Origin of the sequence: Enterococcus wangshanyuanii (genome assembly GCF_002197645.1) — a bacterium.
In the GTDB taxonomy this organism is placed as follows: Bacteria; Bacillota; Bacilli; order Lactobacillales; family Enterococcaceae; genus Enterococcus_L; species Enterococcus_L wangshanyuanii.
On the sequence record NZ_CP021874.1, the window covers coordinates 715,751 to 735,198 of the forward strand.

A 19,448-nucleotide genomic window follows, 5' to 3' on the forward strand; every position below is an offset into this window, starting at 1 on the left:
CATATATCGTCATTATTTAGTGTGAATGATCAAAGCTTTCTTAATTCATCCAACATCGTTGTTTTACTCTTGGTTTTAGCATCGATATCTTTGATCTTTATAGCAGGAACTCCAGCAACAACTGTGTATGGCGCAACGTCATCGACCACAATTGCACCAGCAGCAACCACTGCTCCTTCACATACCCTAACGCCTTCCAAAACAACGGCATTTGCCCCGATCAAGACATTGTCTTCAATTACGACAGGTTGAGCACTTGGTGGTTCAACAACACCAGCCAATACAGTGCCAGCACCAATATGACAATTCTTTCCGACGGTTGCTCTTCCGCCTAAAATTGCACCCATATCGATCATAGATGATTCACCGATCACAGCACCAATATTAATAATAGCACCCATCATAATGACCGCTTGATCCCCGATCTCTACTTGATCACGAATGATCGCTCCAGGTTCGATGCGAGCATTGATTTCTTTGAGATCAAGCATTGGAATTGCTGAATTCCGAGCATCATTTTCAACAACATAATCCTCGATCGATGCGTCATTTTCATTTAGAAAAGCTTTAATATCTTCCCATTCTCCAAATAACGTTCCTGTTTTGCAGTTCGTAAAAGCTTGGATCGTTTCTGGAAAAGTAACTTCTTTTAGCTTTCCTTTCAATGTCACCTTGACCGGCGTTTTCTTTTTGGCGTTGCCAATATAATTGATAATTTCGTATGCGTCCATAAAATAACTCCCTTCAAACTTTACAGTAAAATAATCATTTTACAGATTTTTAGCTTAACAGAAAAACGAAAAAAATCAAACAACTTTTATTTCTCTATGATCCTCTTCAGATTTTGGTAAAATGATATTTTTCCGCTCTAGTTCGTGAGCCATATGATTGATTGCTTTAAGTAGCTCTTTGCGCGTAATGATTCCCTTAAAACATTGATTATCATCAACAACAGGTAAAAATGCTGCATCTACTAATAAATGTAAGATATCCTCTAATTCCCAATTTTCACCGATCACAGGGACATTGACTTCCATCACATCTGCAACAGTAAACTCTTTCAATTTATCAAAATCAACCGAAGAGATATCAAACATTTTATCTACAACATCCGATAAGCTGATCAATCCGACAAAACGGTCCCCTTTATCCAAAACGGGGATTTTTGAATATTTGACTTGTGATAAAACCAATAATGCATGACTTAGCGGATTCAAACACATCACATTTGCAACGTTTTCCGCAGGTATTAAAAATGTATCTTCTTTTTCTAATAATAATTCTTTTACAGCAGATCCAATCATTGGAGTGCCTCCATTTCATTTTCTTTGCCACAAACTCTATTTTACCGAAAACGGATGCAAATGTCTTGAAATTCAAACTTTTTTCATAACTCTTAAAAAAAATTAAGCTTTGAACACACTTTCTTCACTTTTGAAAAAAGCAAGGTGAAAACAAATTGATTGTTCAACACCCTGCTGTTAAATGATTAATTTTTACTAAAGCTGAACGACAGCTCTTTAAACGGTTGATGATCCCGTCCAAAATATTGAACATGGTAATGATCGGTTGTACTTTCAATGATGGCGTATGATTTTAATTGAATGGGGCCTCTTGGTAGACTGATACTCCCGGGATTCAGATACAAAATATTCGCCCTTACTTCACAACCGATTTCATGTGTATGACCAAATAATGCAATATTGGCAGAGACTTTTGACGCTTGTAAAGCAAGTGTCGTTAAATCATAACGAACATTTGCCAAATGTCCATGTGTCATAAAAATTGTATCCATTTCAGTTTTTTCAACAATTTTCTCAGGAAATGCCGGATCATAGTCGCAATTACCTTTCACAACCTTAAAATCATGCCATAATGAATCGGTTGGTTCAAGTTCTGAATCACCACAATGGAACATTCGATCGACTTTGCCACGATAGGTTTCAGCCAAATCCACTAAAACATCACGGTCTCCATGATTGTCACTCACTACTAAATATTTCATTGATTTCCTCCTACTTTTTCAGCCAATCTTCCCATTGATCTTTTAATTTTGAGACTGCCTTAGCTCTATGGCTGATCTCATTTTTGCGTTCATCAGACAATTCTGCGGCAGTTTTTTGTTCTTCTGGTACGAAGAATAATGGATCATAACCAAAGCCATGTTCTCCTCTTGGAATCGTGCCGACGATACCAGACCAATCCCCTTCAACGACTAGACTTTTCTTATTTGGTGCTGCAAAAACAAGCGTGCAATGAAACGTTGCTGTTCTTTTTTCCGATGGTACCCCAGTCAGTTCATGAAGCAATTTAGCATTGTTCGCAGCATTATTCGTTGGTTCGCCTGCATATCTTGCGGAAAAAATCCCTGGTCGTCCGCCTAAAGCATCGACGATCAACCCAGAATCATCAGCCAAGACCGGCTGCTGTAAAATTTCAGCAATCGTTTCAGCCTTCAAACGGGCATTTTCTTCAAATGTCTTTCCTGTCTCTTCCACATCAGGAAGCTCTGGATAATCCAATAATGTTTTTACTTGATAGCCTTTTTCAGCAAAGATTTTCGTGAATTCTTTCGCTTTGCCAGGATTTCTAGTTGCGATAACGATCGTGTTTTTTTCTACAGAATGATTTTTTAGGTCAGGTGCTAAAAGGGCTTCTTTTTGATATGCAATCAGCTCTTCTATTCCAGTTTTCCCATAAAAGAGCAGTGCATTCAATTCATCACCTGAAAATGTCGACTCTTCTCCTGTTCCTTGAAGCTCCACAAAATTTCCAGATTCTGTCATCACTAAATTCATGTCGACCGCAGCCGCTGAGTCTTCTTCATAATCTAAATCCAAGACGCAATAGCCATCTTTCAATATCCCTGCGCTGACAGCTGCCAAATATTCTTTGATCGGATCTTCTTTTAGCTCTCCATTTTTCATCAATTTATCTACCGCTAACTTCATTGCTACGAAGGCTCCTGTAATACTTGCTGTACGTGTCCCCCCATCTGCTTGGATCACATCACAATCAACGATGATGCTCCGTTCACCAAGTTTAGCCAGATCAACAACTGCTCGTAAAGATCGACCAATCAACCGTTGGATTTCCATTGTTCTACCTGTCAATTTTCCTTTAGCGCTTTTGCGAATATTTCGTGTATTGGTTGCACGCGGCAACATACTGTATTCAGCAGTGACCCAGCCTGTTCCCTGATCTCTTAAAAATGGTGGAACCTTTTCTTCCACTGTTGCTGAGCAGATAACTTTTGTGTCACCAAATGAAATCACTACGGAACCTTCTGGATGCTTATAGACATTTGTCTCAATAATGATTTTTCTCAGTTCTTTTGCTTGTCTACCATCGTGTCTATTCATTCTTTTACTTTCCTCCTAATCGAATCTGTTTTACAGCAAGATCGTCTAAACCTAACCATTCGTCTGCAATTTCTTTGAACATTTTTGCAGAACCTGTCGTATAAAATTCATGAGGGGCTTTTTCTGAAAAGGGAGTATTGGCAAGATCAAAATAATCCAAAAGCATACTAACTTCTCCCACTGTCTCAGCACCTGAATCGATCAGCTTTACTTGATTGCCCATGACATTTTGGATCAATGGACGCAATAATGGGTAATGCGTACATCCCAAAATCAGTGTATCCAACTTTTTAAGTAATAATGGATTCAATGTTTCAGATACTACCTTTTTGGCAACTGAAGAATGTGTTTCGTTACTTTCGACGATCGGAACAAATTTCGGACAAGCTAAACTGCTGACAAATGTTTTTGGGGCTTTTCCTTTTAACGCCTGTTCGTAAGCTCCACTTTGGATCGTACCAGCCGTCCCTATGACTCCGATCCGATTATTTTTTGTTGCTTTCAAAGCTGCTCTAGTGCCTGGGAGAATCACACCAACTACGGGAATATCCAACTGTGTCTTGATGGACTCTAATGCTACTGCAGTTGCAGTATTACAAGCTATTACTAGCATTTTTATATTTTTATCTAATAGAAAATTAGTCATTTCCCAAGAAAACTGGATAACTTGTTCAGCCGGTCTAGGTCCATATGGGCAGCGTGCTGTATCTCCTATATAAATCAACTGCTCATTCGGAAGCTGCTTTAACGCTTCCTTAACAACCGTAAGTCCTCCGACTCCAGAATCCATAAAACCTATCGCTCCATGATTATTCAAATCGATCAAACCTTTACAATATATTTCAACACTTTTATTTTCTACTTTTTATTGTTTTATTTCAAGTTTAATTATCAAAGCTCCTTTATTATACCATTCTTCTTGATGTTTTTTTATTGTTTGTTATCCATCAACAAAAAAAACTAGCAATCTCTTTTTTCATATGTTATAATTTCTAACATTAACAAACGAATAGAATTATGATTATTAGATTAGATTAAAAAGATAAATGTGTTTAGAAAAAGAATATTCTTTTGGAGTAAAAAAACGATGAATCTGTCAACGAAAGACGATAAAACGTTTTTTTACAAAATTCTATTTTGCTTCTTTTCATTGAAAGCAATCACCTTTCTTTTTTTCTAGCACCATTCTTTTATTCTATTCGCTCATAATCTTTTGATATTCATGTGATAAATCTATACATAAAGGAGACTTGCTATGATTTCGTTGGAGCATGTAAATAAGTATTTTGGAGAACATCATGTCTTGAAGGATGTTTCTTTGAATGTCAACGAAGGGGAAAAAATCGTGATCATCGGACCTTCAGGTTCGGGAAAAAGTACCTTGATCCGATGCATCAACCGTTTAGAAAAAGTTAGTGATGGACATATTTTGGTTGATGGGATCGATATAACGGAACCAAAAGCGCCTGTGCAGAAAGTTCGCCAAAAAGTAGCGATGGTCTTTCAAAATTTCAATCTCTACGCTCATAAAACAATTATTCAGAACTTGACCCTTGCCCCTATCAAAGTAAAAGGTGTCAGCAAAGAAGAGGCAACCAAAACTGGTATGGAATATTTAGAAAGAGTCGGACTTGCTGACAAAGCAAATGCATACCCTTCACAACTTTCAGGTGGACAACAACAACGGGTCGCCATTGCTAGGGCATTGAATATGCATCCTGAGATCATTCTTTTTGATGAACCAACCTCAGCGCTTGACCCTGAAATGATCCAAGAAGTATTGGATGTAATGATCGATTTGTCTAAACAAAATATTACGATGATCTGTGTTACTCATGAAATGGGATTTGCCCGTCAAGTGGCAGATAAAGTGATTTTTATGGATGATGGTCAAATTATTGAGACTGGGACTCCTGAACATTTCTTTACAAATACACAAAACGAACGTGCAAAAGAATTTTTAAGTAAAATCATTCATAACTAATAATCAAAAATAGGAGGAAATAAAATATGAAAAAGATGAAAAAAATTGTAGGCGCTCTTTCCCTTGCTTTATTACTTGGTTTGGTTGTAGGTTGTAGCGGCGGAGATGATACAAAATCAGCTGATTCATCAGGTAAAACGACAGATCTTCAGAAAATAAAAGATGCGGGTGTTATCAAAGTCGGTGTAAAAGAAGATGTGCCTAATTTTGGTTATATGAATCCTGATACGAATAAAAACGAAGGAATGGAACCTGATATTGCCCGTTTGCTTGCAAAAGAATTGACTGGCAGCGAAGATAATGTGGAATTTGTTGGTGTAACGGCTAAAACGCGTGGTCCTCTTTTAGATAATGGTGAGTTAGATATGGTCATCGCAACCTTTACGATCACCGATGAGCGAAAAGAAACATACAACTTCACTACTCCTTACTATAAAGATGAAGTAGGCTTCCTTGTAAGAAAAGCTGATAAATTTACAGATACCAAGAGTCTTGATGGAAAAACAATCGGCGTTGTTCAGTCTTCAACAACAAAAGATGCGATCGAGAAGCAAGCAAAAGAATTGGGTGTCACATTTAAATACCAAGAGCTAGGCTCTTATCCAGAATTAAAAACTGCATTAACATCAAAACGTATCGATGCTTTTTCTGTCGATAAATCGATTTTAACTGGTTATGTAGATGATAATACTGAAATTCTCAAGGATGGTTTCTCACCACAAGAATATGGAATTGCGACTAAAAAATCCAATACCGAATTAAATGATTTCTTGAATGAATCAATCGAAAAATGGGAAAAAGATGGAACATTAGATAAAATCTACAAAACATGGAATCTAAACTAAATCCCAGTCGATTTTATTTAGTTTTTCTGGACTTGGGAGGGAATTAGATGTTGATTATATTAAATGCCAGCCCTTTTGCTCTTTTCCGTTGGGAAGCTTTGCTTAAGGACTGGAAACTGTTTGGCGACGCCTTTCTTTATACAATTCTTCTGGCTGTCGGCTCTCTAATTGTTGCAATGATTCTTGGCATTATTTTCGGCAGTTTATCTTCGATGCATAATAAACTGCCGAAAATAATCAGCAGAATTTATGTTGAGTTTTTTCAAAATACACCACTCTTGATTCAATTTATCGTCGTTTATTATGGATTTCCTTTGATCAGCCCCGCATTGACCTTTCCAACAACATTTATTGCCATTCTATGTGTTGGTCTATATCATGGTGCTTATATTTCTGAAGTTGTTCGCTCTGGGATCGGTGCTGTTCCAAAAGGACAATTCGAAGCGGCTTATTCTCAAGGATTTTCCTACGGCGAAACGATGCGTTATGTTATTTTACCTCAGGCTTGGCGAATCATGTTACCACCATTAACCAATCAAGTGGTCAACTTGATTAAAAATACATCGACGGTTGCTATCATTTCGGGAGCAGATGTCATGTTCACAGCAAATAGTTGGTCTTCCATCAACTTGAATTATATTCCAGCTTTTGCTTTAGCAGGGTTTTTATATTTCATTCTGTGCTTCCCGTTAGCTAAACTAGCACGAAGATTAGAAGAAAATAATAAGAAAGCTTATACCAGATAGGAGAGTGCATAAATGTCTTTTTCAGAACAAATGAGTCAACTTTTGACGGGGAATAATTTGCGCTTTTTATTCGATGGATTGAAGCTCACTCTTTATATTTCTTTTATTTCGATCGTTTTAAGTACGATTTTTGGAACTATTTTAGCTGTACTTCGAAATCAGAAAAAAGGACCTTTAAAATTTTTAGCTAGTCTTTACATCGAAATCGTCCGCAACATTCCTAATTTACTATGGATTTATGTAATTTTTTTGATCTTTAAGATCCGATCGACACCAGCTGGAATCGTCAGTTTTACCGTATTCACTACAGCTGCTTTAGCTGAAATTATTCGCGGTGGTTTAAATGGTGTTGATAAAGGACAAAAAGAAGCCGCACGCTCACAAGGCTTCAATAATTTTCAGATCATCTTGTACATCGTCTTACCGCAAGCAATCAGAAATGTCCTGCCAGCGATCGTGTCACAGTTTGTTACAGTGATCAAGGACACGAGTTTCTTGTATTCAGTTATTGCATTACAAGAGTTGTTTGGAAAGTCCTATATCTTAATGGGACGATACGCTCAGACAGAGCAAGTCTTTATGATATACGCTCTCGTTGCCTTGATGTATTTTGTTATCAATTTTTCTATTTCTCAGTTTTCAAGATGGTTGTCTCGAAACTGGGTCTAAAAAAGAACCAAGCAAAAAGTCACTTGAGTTCAATTGATTGGTGCAAAATCGAACTATACGATTTTTACAAAATTACAAAAAATCTAATTTTTTGAGCATCTTTTATAAAAAAAGCCCCAGACAAAACTATTTTCTAGTTTTGTCTGGGGCTTTTTTTATTTATCTAATGCTTACATCAAATTGTTCCACTAACGCTTTTTCCACTTTTGTCAGCGATTGGTTGATTTCTTCATCTACTAACGTTGCTTCCGGGTTAACAAATGTCAGGCTATACGCCATTGATTTTTTTCCATCTGCAATGTTCGCGCCTTGATACACATCGAACAAATGAACAGATTGCAAGTATTTTCCAGCATTCGTTGTAATGGTTTCGACTAACGCTTGATTTGTGACACTTTCATCTACTAAAAGAGCAATATCTCTTGAAATTGCGGGGAATTTCGTTACCTGTTGGTAAACAAATGAATGTCCGCTTGCTTCAATTATTGCTTGCAAATTCAATTCCGCAACATAGGTTTCTGGAATATCATAGTCTTTTGCAATTGTTGGATGAACTTGTCCAACAAAACCAATGACCTTCTCATTGATTTTTACTAGTGCTGTTCTTCCTGGATGCAGTTCAGAATAACCATTAACAGCTTCGTATGTCACAACATCTTTTAGGCCAATTGAATCAAACATGACTTCTAAAATTCCTTTAACTGTATAAAAATCAACCGGAATTTCTTTCGTTTGCCAATCTTTTACCGTTTGATTTCCCGAAATAGCTACTGCTAAATGATTTTCTTCATAAGGTAATTCTTGAGTCATATCTTCATTTTTATAAAAAACTCGTCCGATTTCATATAAGCCAACATTTGAATTCTTACGCGCTGTGTTATAAGCAACGTCATCCAATAAACCTGAAATCAGATTCATCCTTAACGTAGAACGCTCTTCACTCATTGGCCATTGTAGTCTTGTTGCTTCGCTTTCTTTCATCATAAACTGACTGGATTTTTCTTCCGTTGTCAATGCATAGCTAATTGCTTCACTTAGTCCGCCGCCTTCTAACAACCCTTTGATCTTACGAACTAGCTGTTGAGCACCAGTTAAACTTCCCGCAACTGTTTCTCCTTTTGGTAATGTTGAGGGTAAATTGTCATAACCATAAATTCTAGCTACCTCTTCGATCAAATCAGCCTCGATCGAAATGTCCCAACGTCTAGGCGGTACAGTCACTGTATATTCTCCATCAGTGAATGAATAGCCAAAGCCTAACGTTTCAAAGATCTCGCTGACTGTCGCTTCATCTAAAGCTGTTCCAAGATATTCATTGATACGATCGATCGTCACACAAACATTGACTTCTTCAAGAGTAACTTGTGAACCTACACTCTTTCCTGAAACAACCGTTCCTCCAGCAAGTTTCGCGATCATCGCAGCCGCTACATCCCCTGCTTCTCCCACAGTTGACTGATTGATCCCTTTTTCAAAACGACTTGATGACTCACTGCGTAAATTGAATTCCTTTGACGTTCTACGGATAGACAATGAATCAAATAATGCAGATTCTAATGCCACCGTTGTTGTGGTATCTGTAATCTCTGAATCAGCACCACCCATAACACCAGCAAGAGCAACTGGAACGTCACCATTTGTAATAACGATATTTTCGGTTGACAGTTCTCTTTTTTCTCCGTCTAAAGTTACTAGCTCTTCGCCTTTATTTGCTCTTCTAACAAGGATTTTCTTGCTATTTAATTTATCATAATCAAACGCATGCAATGGTTGACCAAAAAGCAATAAAATGTAATTTGTTACATCAACGACATTATTGATTGGACGAATCCCTTCATTCATCAAACGATTTTGCAGCCAAAGCGGGCTGTCTGCAATTTTTACATCTTTGATGATTCTAATTTGATACGCTGGTGCATCTTTTGGATCCGTTACTTCAACATCGATGTAATCAGAAGCTTTTTCGCTCGTATCCTCTTTTAACGGTTCATCATTGAAAGAAGGCGTTTGACGATAGATCGCCCCGACTTCATAGGCTACACCACGCATGCTTAGCGCATCCGCACGATTTGGCGTAATCGATAATTCGATGATATGATCATCCATATCTAAATAAGGGAAAACGTCACTACCGTTCACAGCATCTTGCGGTAAGTAGTATATGCCATCTGAATAAGCTTTAGGAATCACATTATCAGAATAACCAAGTTCTTGAAGAGAGCAAATCATTCCGTTGGAAACTTCTCCACGCATTTTCCCTTTTTTTATTTTTTGGTTTCCTGTAATACGAGAACCAGGCAGAGCCACGATCACTTTGATCCCAGCTTTAACATTTGGCGCACCACAGACGATCTGAGACAATTCTTCTTCACCGATATCCACTTGGCAAATCGATAAATGATCTGAATTGGGATGAGGAATGCATTCTTTGACCTCGCCCACGACAATCTTTTTCAATCCATCTTCTGGTACTTCCACACCTTCGACTTCGATCCCTGTCACAGACATTTTATCAGATAATTCTTTAGCAGAAATTTTAGAAAGATCTAAATACTCACTTAACCATTTATAAGAAACTAACATTGTCGACTACTCCTTTACCTTGAACTGATTTAAGAAACGCAAATCATTTTGATAGAAATTCCGAATATCATTGACGCCATAACGTAACATCGCAACGCGATCAGGTCCTAAGCCAAAAGCAAATCCTGTATATTCAGCTGGATCGATCCCAGACATCTTTAATACATCCGGATGAACCATACCCGCACCTAGAATTTCGATCCAACCAGTATGCTTACACACATTACAGCCTGCTCCGCCGCATTTGAAGCAGCTAACATCTACCTCAACAGAAGGTTCTGTAAATGGAAAATAACTAGGACGCAGACGAATACTGCGGTCTTCACCAAACATTTTTTTCATTACAACTTCTAGTGTTCCTTTAAGGTCACCCATTGTAATATTTTTATCGATCACCAGACCTTCGATTTGATGAAATTGATGACTATGGGTCGCATCATCTGTATCTCTACGGAAAACTTTTCCTGGAGAGATCATCCGAAGTGCACCTTTAGAAAAATCATGTTTTTCCATTGTGCGTGCTTGAACTGGTGAAGTATGTGTGCGGATCAATGTTTCATCTGTGATGTAAAATGTATCCTGCATATCACGTGCTGGGTGATCTTTCGGTAAGTTCATACGCTCAAAATTGTAATGATCTGACTCGACTTCATACCCTTCAACTACTTGGTAACCCATCCCGACAAAAATATCTTCGATTTCTTCCATTACTTGAGATAAGACATGGCGCGTGCCGTGTGTCATTTGTTTTCCTGGAAGAGTAACGTCGATCGTTTCTTGCTCTAATGCAGCATTCAAAGCAGATAGTTCCAAAACTTCTTTACGCTTTTCCAGTGTTTCTGTCAATAAATCTCGGATTTCATTTGCAAAACTCCCCACGACTGGACGTTCTTCTGCAGATAAATCTTTCATGCCTCTCAATACTTCTGTAATAGGCCCCTTTTTCCCTAATGTTTCCACTCTGATTTGGTTTAACGCATTAAGGTCATCAACTTGTTTAATTTTAATCAATGTTTCATCTCTTAATGCTTCTAACTGAGCTTTCAATGTCATTTTTTCTATCCCTTTCTTTTGTTTAATGATCAAATGTTCATCTATCGGTAAAACAAAAAACGATAGCCCGCTCCTAATAAGGAACGAGCTATCGTGTTACCATCCTACTTCATGACAAATAGTCATGCACTCAATTTTAATAACGGCTTTCACCGGCCTGCTTTTATGGAGCAGACAAACTCCGGAAGTGAACTTCATTTCTCGATAACGTAATCTGCTTTCAGTCTATGACAGATTTTCCCTTGAACGTATCAGCAAAAACTACTCTTTTCCATCTACATCTTTTTATTCAATTGAATACAGTTTACAAGAAGTTTGGTGTTTGGTCAACTGCATTCTTCAGCTGTGACCCATTTTTCTGCCCATTCTTGAATTTGTTCCATTGCTTGCTGCAGATCCTTACCTTTATTTGTAAGGAAATATTCTAAGCGACTACTTTCATCACAACGAACAGCTTTTGCAATAACGCCTTCTGCTTCAAGCTCTTTTAGCCTCTCAACTAACACACGATCACTTAATTCAGGAATTTTTTGGCGCAGTTCGCCAAATCGCTGGGGACCATTTTCTAATAACACATCAATGATCAAACCGTTCCATTTTTTTCCTAGAATCGCAAAGGCCTTTTCAAACTTGGGGCATAGTGTAAATTCGGTTGTTTTTACTTGCTCCATTTTCCTCACCTCGTGAACTGAGTATAGCACACAACTTACAATTTGTAAGTACATCTGCTTCAATTCTTATTGATTTCTTCAATTATTTCTTCATTATCTAGATCAATGATGATCCCTGCGGATAACAAGACTAACAGTACTTGACTCACCGGTTTATTCGTTGCTTCTGCTAATGCTTTTTTATAGAGATTCAATTGTCCTTTGTAGCGTTGGATGATTTTTGACACTTCAGCTGGATTTTGATAATCATTAACAAAATCCGTTTTATAATCGTATAAAATACAGGATTCTTCCTGTTCAATATACCCGTCGATCATCCCGTGAATCAAAAGGTCATCTTCTGTTTCTCTTGGATAGTCCTTGATCAGCTCTTCTGCTTTCAACAACATAGAAAATGGTTGTTCACGAACGACATTCTCAGGTTCAGCTAACAGTTGTTTTCCTAAATTTGTTTGATAAAACGCTAGGATTTGTTCACTATTGATTTCCCTCGCTACATTTTCCTGAATAATCTTTGTTTTTACCAGTTCATTCTTTAGTCGTTCAATTGTTTCTTTTGTCGGTTCTTGCTTTAAATCTAAAAGCTGTAGTAAATAATGCGTTGCTGTACCGATTTCCATAGAAGAGGCTCGCTGGATTTTTTCAATAAACCTCGGCTTTCCTAATTCTCCCTCTGTCATTCGATGAACGATCAATGGCGTCGGCTGAAAGGTATTTTTATCACTTACTTCGATTTTCGCAATCTCTTTATTATCAGGATCTTCAAAGATGCGCTTGATTTCTGAAACAGATTGATAATTAGTCGTTTGGGTCGATAATTGATACGGGTAACGATAATCTAAACGATGAAGAGCCTGCTTTATACTAGTTTGTTCAGCCGTTTGATTAGCTTGAATCGTCCCGATAGCTGTATCCACAAATTGAAGAGCAGCAAATTGGTCTTGTATTTCTTTTTCTGTCATAAATGAAAGAGTAAAATCAGCCGCATGTGTTGTGATTCCAGCTACTTTTTCTGTCACAAATTCAGTTTGAAACTTCGCCATACTTTCATGACGGATCAGACTCATCCCTACCCAATTCATCAAGCTGCTTTTCCCTTGAAGACGATTTTCACTAGGCAGCACTTTTGTTCTAACGTCGCCGACTTTTAGCCATTCTTTCCAGAGGGCAGCTTGATCATTATACGAACCAACCAAATAAAGTTTTTGCTCAGCTCGGGTCAATGCAACATAAAGCTTCCGCATTTCTTCTGATAATAATTTTTTCAATTTTGCTTGCTTGATTGCTAAAAATGGTAATGTATCATACAGCATCCGCTCTGTCTGATCAAGATAACGAATTCCTACACCCAGACGATCATCAAAGATGTATCGTTCATTTAAATCCCCTAAATTGAATTCTTTGGTCATGTCTAAAATAAAGACGATCGGAAATTCAAGCCCTTTACTAGCATGGATCGTCATGACACGAACCGCATTTTCCTCACTCAAAATAACAGGTTCAGCTAAATCTTTGTCTTTCTCCTGCATTTTTTCAATAAACCGTACAAATTGAAATAACCCGCGGAAACTTGTTTGTTCGTAAGCTGCAGCACGATCGACCAGCGCATATAGATTGGCTTGACGCTGTTTACCAGCAGGCAGTCCGCCAACATAATCTAAATAAGCAGTATCTTGATAGATCATCCAAATCAAAGAAGCCAATTGATTGCGTCTGGCCATTTCCCGCCATTTTGCCAATAATTGTGCAAAGGCCATAGTTTTTATTTGCACTGTTCGTTGCTCTTTGTTCAACTCAACTTTTTGGTTGAACGCTAAAAAAGCATCATAATACATACTTTTTTTCGCTGCTAGGCGAATTTCGACTAAATCATTTTCCTTCAAACCCACAATCGGTGAACGCAGTACTGCAGCGAGTGGAATATCTTGGTATGGGTTATCAATGATCTGCAGAAGAGCAACCATCGTTTGTACTTCCGTTGCTTGAAAATAATTCTGTGCATCATTGACTTGAATCGGAATACCAGCTGTCTTAAAAATCTCTAAGATCGTCAAATTGTTTTTCTTCGTTGGTGTCAACAGCACAATATCTTTGTATGTTACAGGACGATTGATTTTATTTGCTTTATCATAAATCATAAAGTTTTGATCTACTAGCTCTCTGATTTTCAAAGCAGTCATATGCAATTCGCCTTCTGTTTTATCTTCTAAAACTAGCTGACTTTCATCTACTATTGATGCTTCTCCATCAGTTTTTCCAGCTTTTTTTTCATAAATCAATAGTTCTGTGTTATAATTTTCGGCTTCTTCAAATTGATCAAACCCATGAACCAATCGAGCAGCTTCATCATAGGCAATTTGACCGACTCGTTCATCCATCAACTGTTCAAAAACCAAATTAGTAAAATCTAGTACATTTTTTCTCGAACGGAAGTTTTCTGCTAAGACGATTCTTTTTCCTTCTTTGTTTTGTCCGTACTGGTTATACTTCTCAATAAATAACGTAGGATCTGCTAAACGGAATGAATAGATTGATTGTTTCACGTCACCCACCATGAACAAATTTCCTTCAGATGCACTAGGTCGTCTCAACCAGTATAGAATTGTTTCCTGCAGCCGATTGATATCTTGGTATTCATCGACAAGTACTTCATCAAATTTATCCCGATAATAAGTTGATGCTTCTGTGGCGTGCCAGCCATCCGCATTCTTTTTCGCTAAAATAGCTAAGGTAAAATGCTCAAGATCATTAAAATCAACCAAGCCTTTGGCTAATTTTTGTCTACCATATGCTTCGATAAAAGATTGCTCGACTCTTGCCATTTCATCCACAACCGGAAAAGCCTGAGCCATGACCTCTTTCATTTGCTGCGGTGATAAAGTAAACAAATCAGCAATAACTGTAGTGATCGCCTTTTTATTTTGCTCACGTAAGCCCTTTGCCTGACTAGCGGTTTCTTTTAATTCCTCAACTCTGACTGTTGGATAGCGTTCAAAAGTCACTGTTTTAGAAATCTCAAAACCTGATTCTAAATCATCATCTGCTAATTGACTGCTGAATGTTTCGACAAACTCCTTCTCATTGCGGGCAAGCGCAGCAATTTTTTCAAGCTTTTCTTCTCCTTCAGTCAGCTGTATCATTTCCTCGTAACGTTCCACACAACGTAGTAGAGTTTCCATCACTTGAGGTTTTATAAACTCTTGAAATAAAATTGAATCACCAAGTTTACCATCTGCTCGATAACTATCCGCCAAATGAGTAAGCCATTGTTCAGGGTCAGGATTCGCTTTAGCAAATTCATACAGCGAGAAGACTAGCCGAGTCAGCCCCTCATCACTTCGGTCATTGGAAAAATTCCCTGTCAATTGATAGAAAGGTTCGCGATTTTCAGCATAAAAGGTTTCTCTTAGCTCATCCCAAACATCTTCTTTTAACAAAAGCATTTCTGTTTCATCCGTTAACAGACGAAACACAGGATCCATATCGATCAAATAGTAAAACCGACGAATCACCGTCAAACAAAAGGCATGTAAGGTACTAATATTGGCAGTAGGAAGCAATGTCAACTGACGAATAAAATGTTGTTTCTTTTCAGCATCACTTTCATTAGTGATTGCTTTTTGCAAAGCAAGTTGAATTCGTTCTTTCATTTCTTTTGCGGCAGCTTCCGTATAAGTAACGATCAGCAGTCGATCGATATCTGTTCCGCTTTTTAGCTTTTCGATCACTCGACGGACAAGGACTGTCGTTTTTCCAGATCCTGCCGATGCAGAAACCAAAATATTTTCATCCCCGTCAAACACTGCTTGCCACTGATTATCAGTGAATTGTTCATTCTCCGGACGCAAAGGAATCATCTTACTCATCACTTTCTCCTCCTTCCTGCTCATCAAGTATCAATCGTTCCATTACTTCTTTTTTGGATAATGTTTCAATTCGGTTGTAGTTATTTTCTTTTAGCATCACATCAAAATTACAGACGCTTCTAAATGGACAGAACTTACAAGCAATTCTTTCTTTGCCCTGATAAGCAGGATTCAAGTCGATCTCACCACTTGTGATCTTATTTCCAGCTTTGATAAATTTACTGCGGTTATGCGTCAATAATGCATCTAACTCAGGTTCCGTTACAAATTTATCTTCCTGACGGCGGCCAGGTTTGATCAACTCTTTAGCGGACTCTTCGATTGGGTAAAGTAGAGAGCTCTTTTTTGGTTCCAAACTTTTGTCTAGATTTTCTAATAGAACTGGATCATTTAATAATAAACCATCAAATTGAAATTTCTTAAGTAACTGCTGCTCTTTTTTATCTTCAACCTCGTATGGAAGAATCGGGTTATGGACATGGAGATACAAAGATCCCGCCGGCTTAGCCGTTCGACCTACCAAGCTTACCGCATCCATCAACGCAACGTCTAGATACGTCAGCATCTGCATAGCCAAGCCATAGTATGCTTCTGTGATATTGAATTTTTTATGACTGGATTTATAATCTACTACGCCTAAATAAAGGGCATCTGGCGTAACTAATTGATCCAATCGGTCGATTTTTCCGCGTACACTGATATTTCCGCCATTTTTAAGTGGTAATTCTAGTCCCTTGATGCCTTTTTGGCTCGCTAACTGCCCAAATAAAATTTCTGTTTGAACTGTGCTCATTCCACTCCGTTCACTTTGACGCTTTAATGCCCAACTGACTTTTTTAATCGTTTGACCGAGTTGGTAGCGGATGTAATTCATTCGACTTGAGGAATCCAAAATCGAAAATTTGATTTCGCCAAAAACAGTATTCAAAATTTTCTCTGTAAACGCATTTACTTCTTGATCTGTCAAATCAGTCAGTTGTTTCTTTTCCATGATCAATAACTTGAAAAACTGATCCAATGCTTCATGGAAGAAATCCCCCGTAGCTGCTGGAGATAGTCCAAAAACGTCCCGCTCTTTTAAGCCTAAACCAAAACGGGAGAAATACTGATACTGACAACGATAGAAACTTTCCATTCTCGAAACAGAGGTATAAATTTGTTTACTATATAAATTCTCAGCCAGCTGCTCCTGTAGATTTTCAGGAATATTTTTATGCGCCAAACTTTCAAAAACGCGCTGCGCCAACTCACTTTGTTCGTTTTTCATCAAGGTCTTTTCTAATCTATCCCAAAATGGTAAGTACGGTTCCTGACTTTCTTTTTTCTGCCGTTTTAGATTAGTTAGATCACTGATCAATGTTCGATAAGTACCAATATGCGCTAAGCTTTCCTGCTGATCATCAGAAATCAGCAGTGCTCTCTTTTCTATGATAGACAGATTTAAATCTTTTTGGATATTCAATAAATAAGGAGACATTTTAACGTCTTTGACTGTATCTTTTACACTAGGATATGATAGATATAAACGTTCTCTAGCTGAACTAAGCATGATATAAGCAATAAATGGCTCTTTAGCGATATTTTTTCTTGTATCATTTACCAAATATTGTCCTTCATCAAGACGTTCACTCATAAATTGCCGTTCCTCATCCGAAAGCAATGTTTTATTTTCGATTTTTTGTGGCAAAACTTGATCAGTCAAGCCAATCACAAAAACAACCTTTGCTTGACCTGGATGCGCTAAATCAATGGCTCTTACTTGAACTTGATCGATAGCTGTAGGCACCTTATTATAACGTAATCCTTCTAAACCGCTTGAAAAAATTGTTTCAAATGTAGGCAGATCAAACGCATCTTCACCATAAATCGTCACATATTCATCCATCAACGTCATCAAAGCTTCCCATGTTTGCTCATGATTTCTAGCAGCTTCAAGCTCACCTTTAGCAACCGCCTGATTTCGCCACATGATCAATTGCTTTTCAACACCACTGTGCACTAAAAAACGATAAAAGCAATCAGCTGCCTCAATCCCTGTTTTCGCTTTTTGAATGGTTTTAAAAAAAGCCGGAATGGTTTGCTGGATCATTTTACGAACGACATTTGAGTCCTCTTCAATTTGTTCAGTATCATCTTGTTGATCTGATTCAAAATCGTAGCGGATAAAGCGCCAGTCTTTATTTTGTTCCCAATGATAGCCTTCATAACCATAAGCAAGCACAACATTCTCAGTCACATCGATTTTCCTGCGCCATTCATCTCGTTGCTGTTGCCATTCTTCACTGGAAATCTCATCTTCAATAGGAAAGAATAATTCTGTCCGCAAAAATCGTAAAACATCCCGATACCTGTAGCGATAAGCATTTATTGCAAATAGAGATTGAATGAATTCAACCAACGGATGCTGCTCCATCGCCATATCTCGATCCAAATAAATTGGAATATCGTTGAGTGAAAAAAGTGGTTCAAGAAGTGTCTCATAGCTATCCAGATCACGAGTCAACACTTGAATATCTTTATAACGATAGTTTTCTTCGGCAACTAATCTTCTAATTTCTTTAGTGATATGGTTGATTTCTTCTTTTGGTGTTTCTGCTTGCCATATCTGTACATGTTCATTATTGAGGCTGACTTTACTTTTTTTGGTTGCTTTTTCTTGTGAGTCGATCCAATATCTGCCAAGAGTTTGAAGCTCTGTTTCTGTGACCAACGGCTTATCATTTTCGACAATATCCGGTAAAACAGCGACATTTGATTTTCTAGCTAACTGATACAATTGTTGGTACGTTGTTCCAGTTTCATAAAACAAATCCATTGTGGATGGTATCTCCACAGCAAATTTTTTATCTACAATCAGAGAAATCTTTACTTCTCCACTTTGACGTAATAAAACCTCGATCAGTTTTAATTCTCTCGCAGAAAAATGATGATACCCTGTGATCACAAACAAAACATGTTTCAGCTCTTTTGTTTCCAGATATTCTGCCAAATAATTGATAATCTCAGCTGACTTGATGCCATAATGACTCATAGTCTCCTCAAATCGTGAAAAGATCAATTGAATATCTTGAATCTTTAATTGTAGATCCTGTTCTTTCCCGCCCAATTTAGTTTCTTTCAGAAAATCAGAGAGTTGTTGGATTTCAATATTCCCCTCTTTCATCTCTTGATAGAGGTCAAATAACTGTTGAATAAAGCCGGCTTTGTTGATTTCTCCACGAAAAACACTCAGCTCTTCTTCATTTTCAGACAATATCTTTCTAAAAACCATAGCGGCTCCAGCCTCAGATAGCACTTCTGAGCTATAATATTGTGTATTTTGTAGATAGTACCAAGCCAAACGGTAAAAACTGAAGACTTGCAAACGCATTGTCGCAATCGAATCTTTAGACTTATTTCCAAACGATTGGATTCGTTTCAACGTATTGATTTCTTGTTCAAATTTCATATGATTGGGTACTAGATAAAAAACTTCATTTCTTTTATCCTTCGAAAGCCAATCCAATGAAGCGTGTATCAATTCTTCTTCTAAATCCCTATCAGCTGTTCCACGTACAAATTGCAGACTCATTTTATCACATCCTTTATAGCTGTTGATTCTTTTCTAGTGTAGCATATAATCTTTAATACTATCATGGATATTATCTAACAAAAAAAGCCTCTTAATTA

The 19,448-nt window shown here is 37.7% G+C and carries 14 protein-coding genes and 1 other annotated feature; of the genes, 4 read left to right on the plus strand and 10 right to left on the minus strand.

Annotation, left to right across the window (positions count from 1 at the left end; translation table 11 throughout):
* Nucleotides 1-29: 29 nt before the first annotated feature.
* From dapD to racE, 5 genes are all read right to left on the minus strand, one after another.
* Complete coding sequence (gene dapD, locus CC204_RS03350; RefSeq protein ID WP_088268814.1) at nucleotides 30-731, minus strand: 2,3,4,5-tetrahydropyridine-2,6-dicarboxylate N-acetyltransferase; 702 nt, start codon at nucleotides 729-731, stop codon at nucleotides 30-32.
* 75 nt (nucleotides 732-806) lie between these two features.
* Nucleotides 807-1,304, minus strand: coding sequence for a cyclic-di-AMP-binding protein CbpB (gene cbpB / locus CC204_RS03355; protein ID WP_088268815.1), 498 nt, complete (start codon nucleotides 1,302-1,304; stop codon nucleotides 807-809).
* 185 nt (nucleotides 1,305-1,489) lie between these two features.
* Complete coding sequence (locus tag CC204_RS03360) at nucleotides 1,490-2,005, minus strand: metallophosphoesterase (RefSeq protein WP_088268816.1); 516 nt, start codon at nucleotides 2,003-2,005, stop codon at nucleotides 1,490-1,492.
* Nucleotides 2,006-2,015: 10 nt separating this feature from the next.
* Nucleotides 2,016-3,362 (minus strand): ribonuclease PH, encoded by a 1,347-nt coding sequence (rph, locus tag CC204_RS03365; RefSeq protein ID WP_088268817.1) that lies wholly within the window; start codon nucleotides 3,360-3,362, stop codon nucleotides 2,016-2,018.
* A gap of 4 nt (nucleotides 3,363-3,366) precedes the next feature.
* On the minus strand, nucleotides 3,367-4,152 hold the full coding sequence (racE, locus tag CC204_RS03370) for a glutamate racemase (protein WP_269467014.1): 786 nt from the start codon (nucleotides 4,150-4,152) through the stop codon (nucleotides 3,367-3,369).
* Nucleotides 4,153-4,617: 465 nt separating this feature from the next.
* Here racE and CC204_RS03375 point away from each other — a divergent pair, with 465 nt between their 5' ends.
* Genes CC204_RS03375 through CC204_RS03390 form a run of 4 tightly spaced genes read left to right on the plus strand, consistent with a single transcriptional unit; the run spans nucleotide 4,618 to nucleotide 7,606 of the window.
* Nucleotides 4,618-5,346, plus strand: a complete 729-nt coding sequence (locus CC204_RS03375) for an amino acid ABC transporter ATP-binding protein (RefSeq protein ID WP_088268819.1) — start codon at nucleotides 4,618-4,620, stop codon at nucleotides 5,344-5,346.
* Between the two features lie 26 nt (nucleotides 5,347-5,372).
* The gene (locus CC204_RS03380) at nucleotides 5,373-6,191 is read left to right on the plus strand and encodes a transporter substrate-binding domain-containing protein (protein ID WP_088268820.1); all 819 of its coding nucleotides are present in this window, start codon (nucleotides 5,373-5,375) and stop codon (nucleotides 6,189-6,191) included.
* A gap of 47 nt (nucleotides 6,192-6,238) precedes the next feature.
* Nucleotides 6,239-6,937 (plus strand): amino acid ABC transporter permease, encoded by a 699-nt coding sequence (locus CC204_RS03385; RefSeq protein WP_088268821.1) that lies wholly within the window; start codon nucleotides 6,239-6,241, stop codon nucleotides 6,935-6,937.
* A gap of 12 nt (nucleotides 6,938-6,949) precedes the next feature.
* Nucleotides 6,950-7,606: an amino acid ABC transporter permease gene (locus tag CC204_RS03390; protein ID WP_088268822.1), complete on the plus strand. Its 657-nt coding sequence runs from the start codon at nucleotides 6,950-6,952 to the stop codon at nucleotides 7,604-7,606.
* A 159-nt stretch (nucleotides 7,607-7,765) separates the two neighbouring features.
* Here the strand turns inward: CC204_RS03390 and pheT are convergent, their stop codons facing one another.
* The 5 genes from pheT to CC204_RS03415 form a co-directional block, all read right to left on the minus strand.
* On the minus strand, nucleotides 7,766-10,189 hold the full coding sequence (gene pheT, locus CC204_RS03395; protein WP_088268823.1) for a phenylalanine--tRNA ligase subunit beta: 2,424 nt from the start codon (nucleotides 10,187-10,189) through the stop codon (nucleotides 7,766-7,768).
* Nucleotides 10,190-10,195: 6 nt separating this feature from the next.
* Entirely contained in the window at nucleotides 10,196-11,242 is a 1,047-nt protein-coding gene (gene pheS, locus CC204_RS03400) for a phenylalanine--tRNA ligase subunit alpha (RefSeq protein ID WP_088268824.1), read from the minus strand.
* 76 nt (nucleotides 11,243-11,318) lie between these two features.
* Nucleotides 11,319-11,529: a binding site (T-box leader), on the minus strand.
* Between the two features lie 39 nt (nucleotides 11,530-11,568).
* Complete coding sequence (locus tag CC204_RS03405; RefSeq protein ID WP_088268825.1) at nucleotides 11,569-11,913, minus strand: winged helix-turn-helix transcriptional regulator; 345 nt, start codon at nucleotides 11,911-11,913, stop codon at nucleotides 11,569-11,571.
* 59 nt (nucleotides 11,914-11,972) lie between these two features.
* Complete coding sequence (gene addA, locus CC204_RS03410; protein ID WP_088268826.1) at nucleotides 11,973-15,779, minus strand: helicase-exonuclease AddAB subunit AddA; 3,807 nt, start codon at nucleotides 15,777-15,779, stop codon at nucleotides 11,973-11,975.
* The gene (locus CC204_RS03415; RefSeq protein ID WP_088268827.1) at nucleotides 15,772-19,350 is read right to left on the minus strand and encodes a PD-(D/E)XK nuclease family protein; all 3,579 of its coding nucleotides are present in this window, start codon (nucleotides 19,348-19,350) and stop codon (nucleotides 15,772-15,774) included. The genes addA and CC204_RS03415 overlap by 8 nt, the downstream gene beginning before the upstream one ends.
* Nucleotides 19,351-19,448 lie beyond the last annotated feature (98 nt).

Excerpts from the sequence above, each read along its gene's own strand:
- CC204_RS03375 (WP_088268819.1), top strand. The coding sequence starts at position 4,618 with ATGATTTCGTTGGAGCATGTAAATAAGTATTTTGGAGAACATCATGTC.
- CC204_RS03380 (WP_088268820.1), top strand. The coding sequence starts at position 5,373 with ATGAAAAAGATGAAAAAAATTGTAGGCGCTCTTTCCCTTGCTTTATTA.
- CC204_RS03385 (WP_088268821.1), top strand. The coding sequence starts at position 6,239 with ATGTTGATTATATTAAATGCCAGCCCTTTTGCTCTTTTCCGTTGGGAA.
- addA (WP_088268826.1), bottom strand. The coding sequence starts at position 15,779 with ATGAGTAAGATGATTCCTTTGCGTCCGGAGAATGAACAATTCACTGAT.
- cbpB (WP_088268815.1), bottom strand. The coding sequence starts at position 1,304 with ATGATTGGATCTGCTGTAAAAGAATTATTATTAGAAAAAGAAGATACA.
- CC204_RS03360 (WP_088268816.1), bottom strand. The coding sequence starts at position 2,005 with ATGAAATATTTAGTAGTGAGTGACAATCATGGAGACCGTGATGTTTTA.
- racE (WP_269467014.1), bottom strand. The coding sequence starts at position 4,152 with ATGGATTCTGGAGTCGGAGGACTTACGGTTGTTAAGGAAGCGTTAAAG.
- CC204_RS03415 (WP_088268827.1), bottom strand. The coding sequence starts at position 19,350 with ATGAGTCTGCAATTTGTACGTGGAACAGCTGATAGGGATTTAGAAGAA.
- rph (WP_088268817.1), bottom strand. The coding sequence starts at position 3,362 with ATGAATAGACACGATGGTAGACAAGCAAAAGAACTGAGAAAAATCATT.
- dapD (WP_088268814.1), bottom strand. The coding sequence starts at position 731 with ATGGACGCATACGAAATTATCAATTATATTGGCAACGCCAAAAAGAAA.
- CC204_RS03405 (WP_088268825.1), bottom strand. The coding sequence starts at position 11,913 with ATGGAGCAAGTAAAAACAACCGAATTTACACTATGCCCCAAGTTTGAA.
- CC204_RS03390 (WP_088268822.1), top strand. The coding sequence starts at position 6,950 with ATGTCTTTTTCAGAACAAATGAGTCAACTTTTGACGGGGAATAATTTG.
- pheS (WP_088268824.1), bottom strand. The coding sequence starts at position 11,242 with ATGACATTGAAAGCTCAGTTAGAAGCATTAAGAGATGAAACATTGATT.
- pheT (WP_088268823.1), bottom strand. The coding sequence starts at position 10,189 with ATGTTAGTTTCTTATAAATGGTTAAGTGAGTATTTAGATCTTTCTAAA.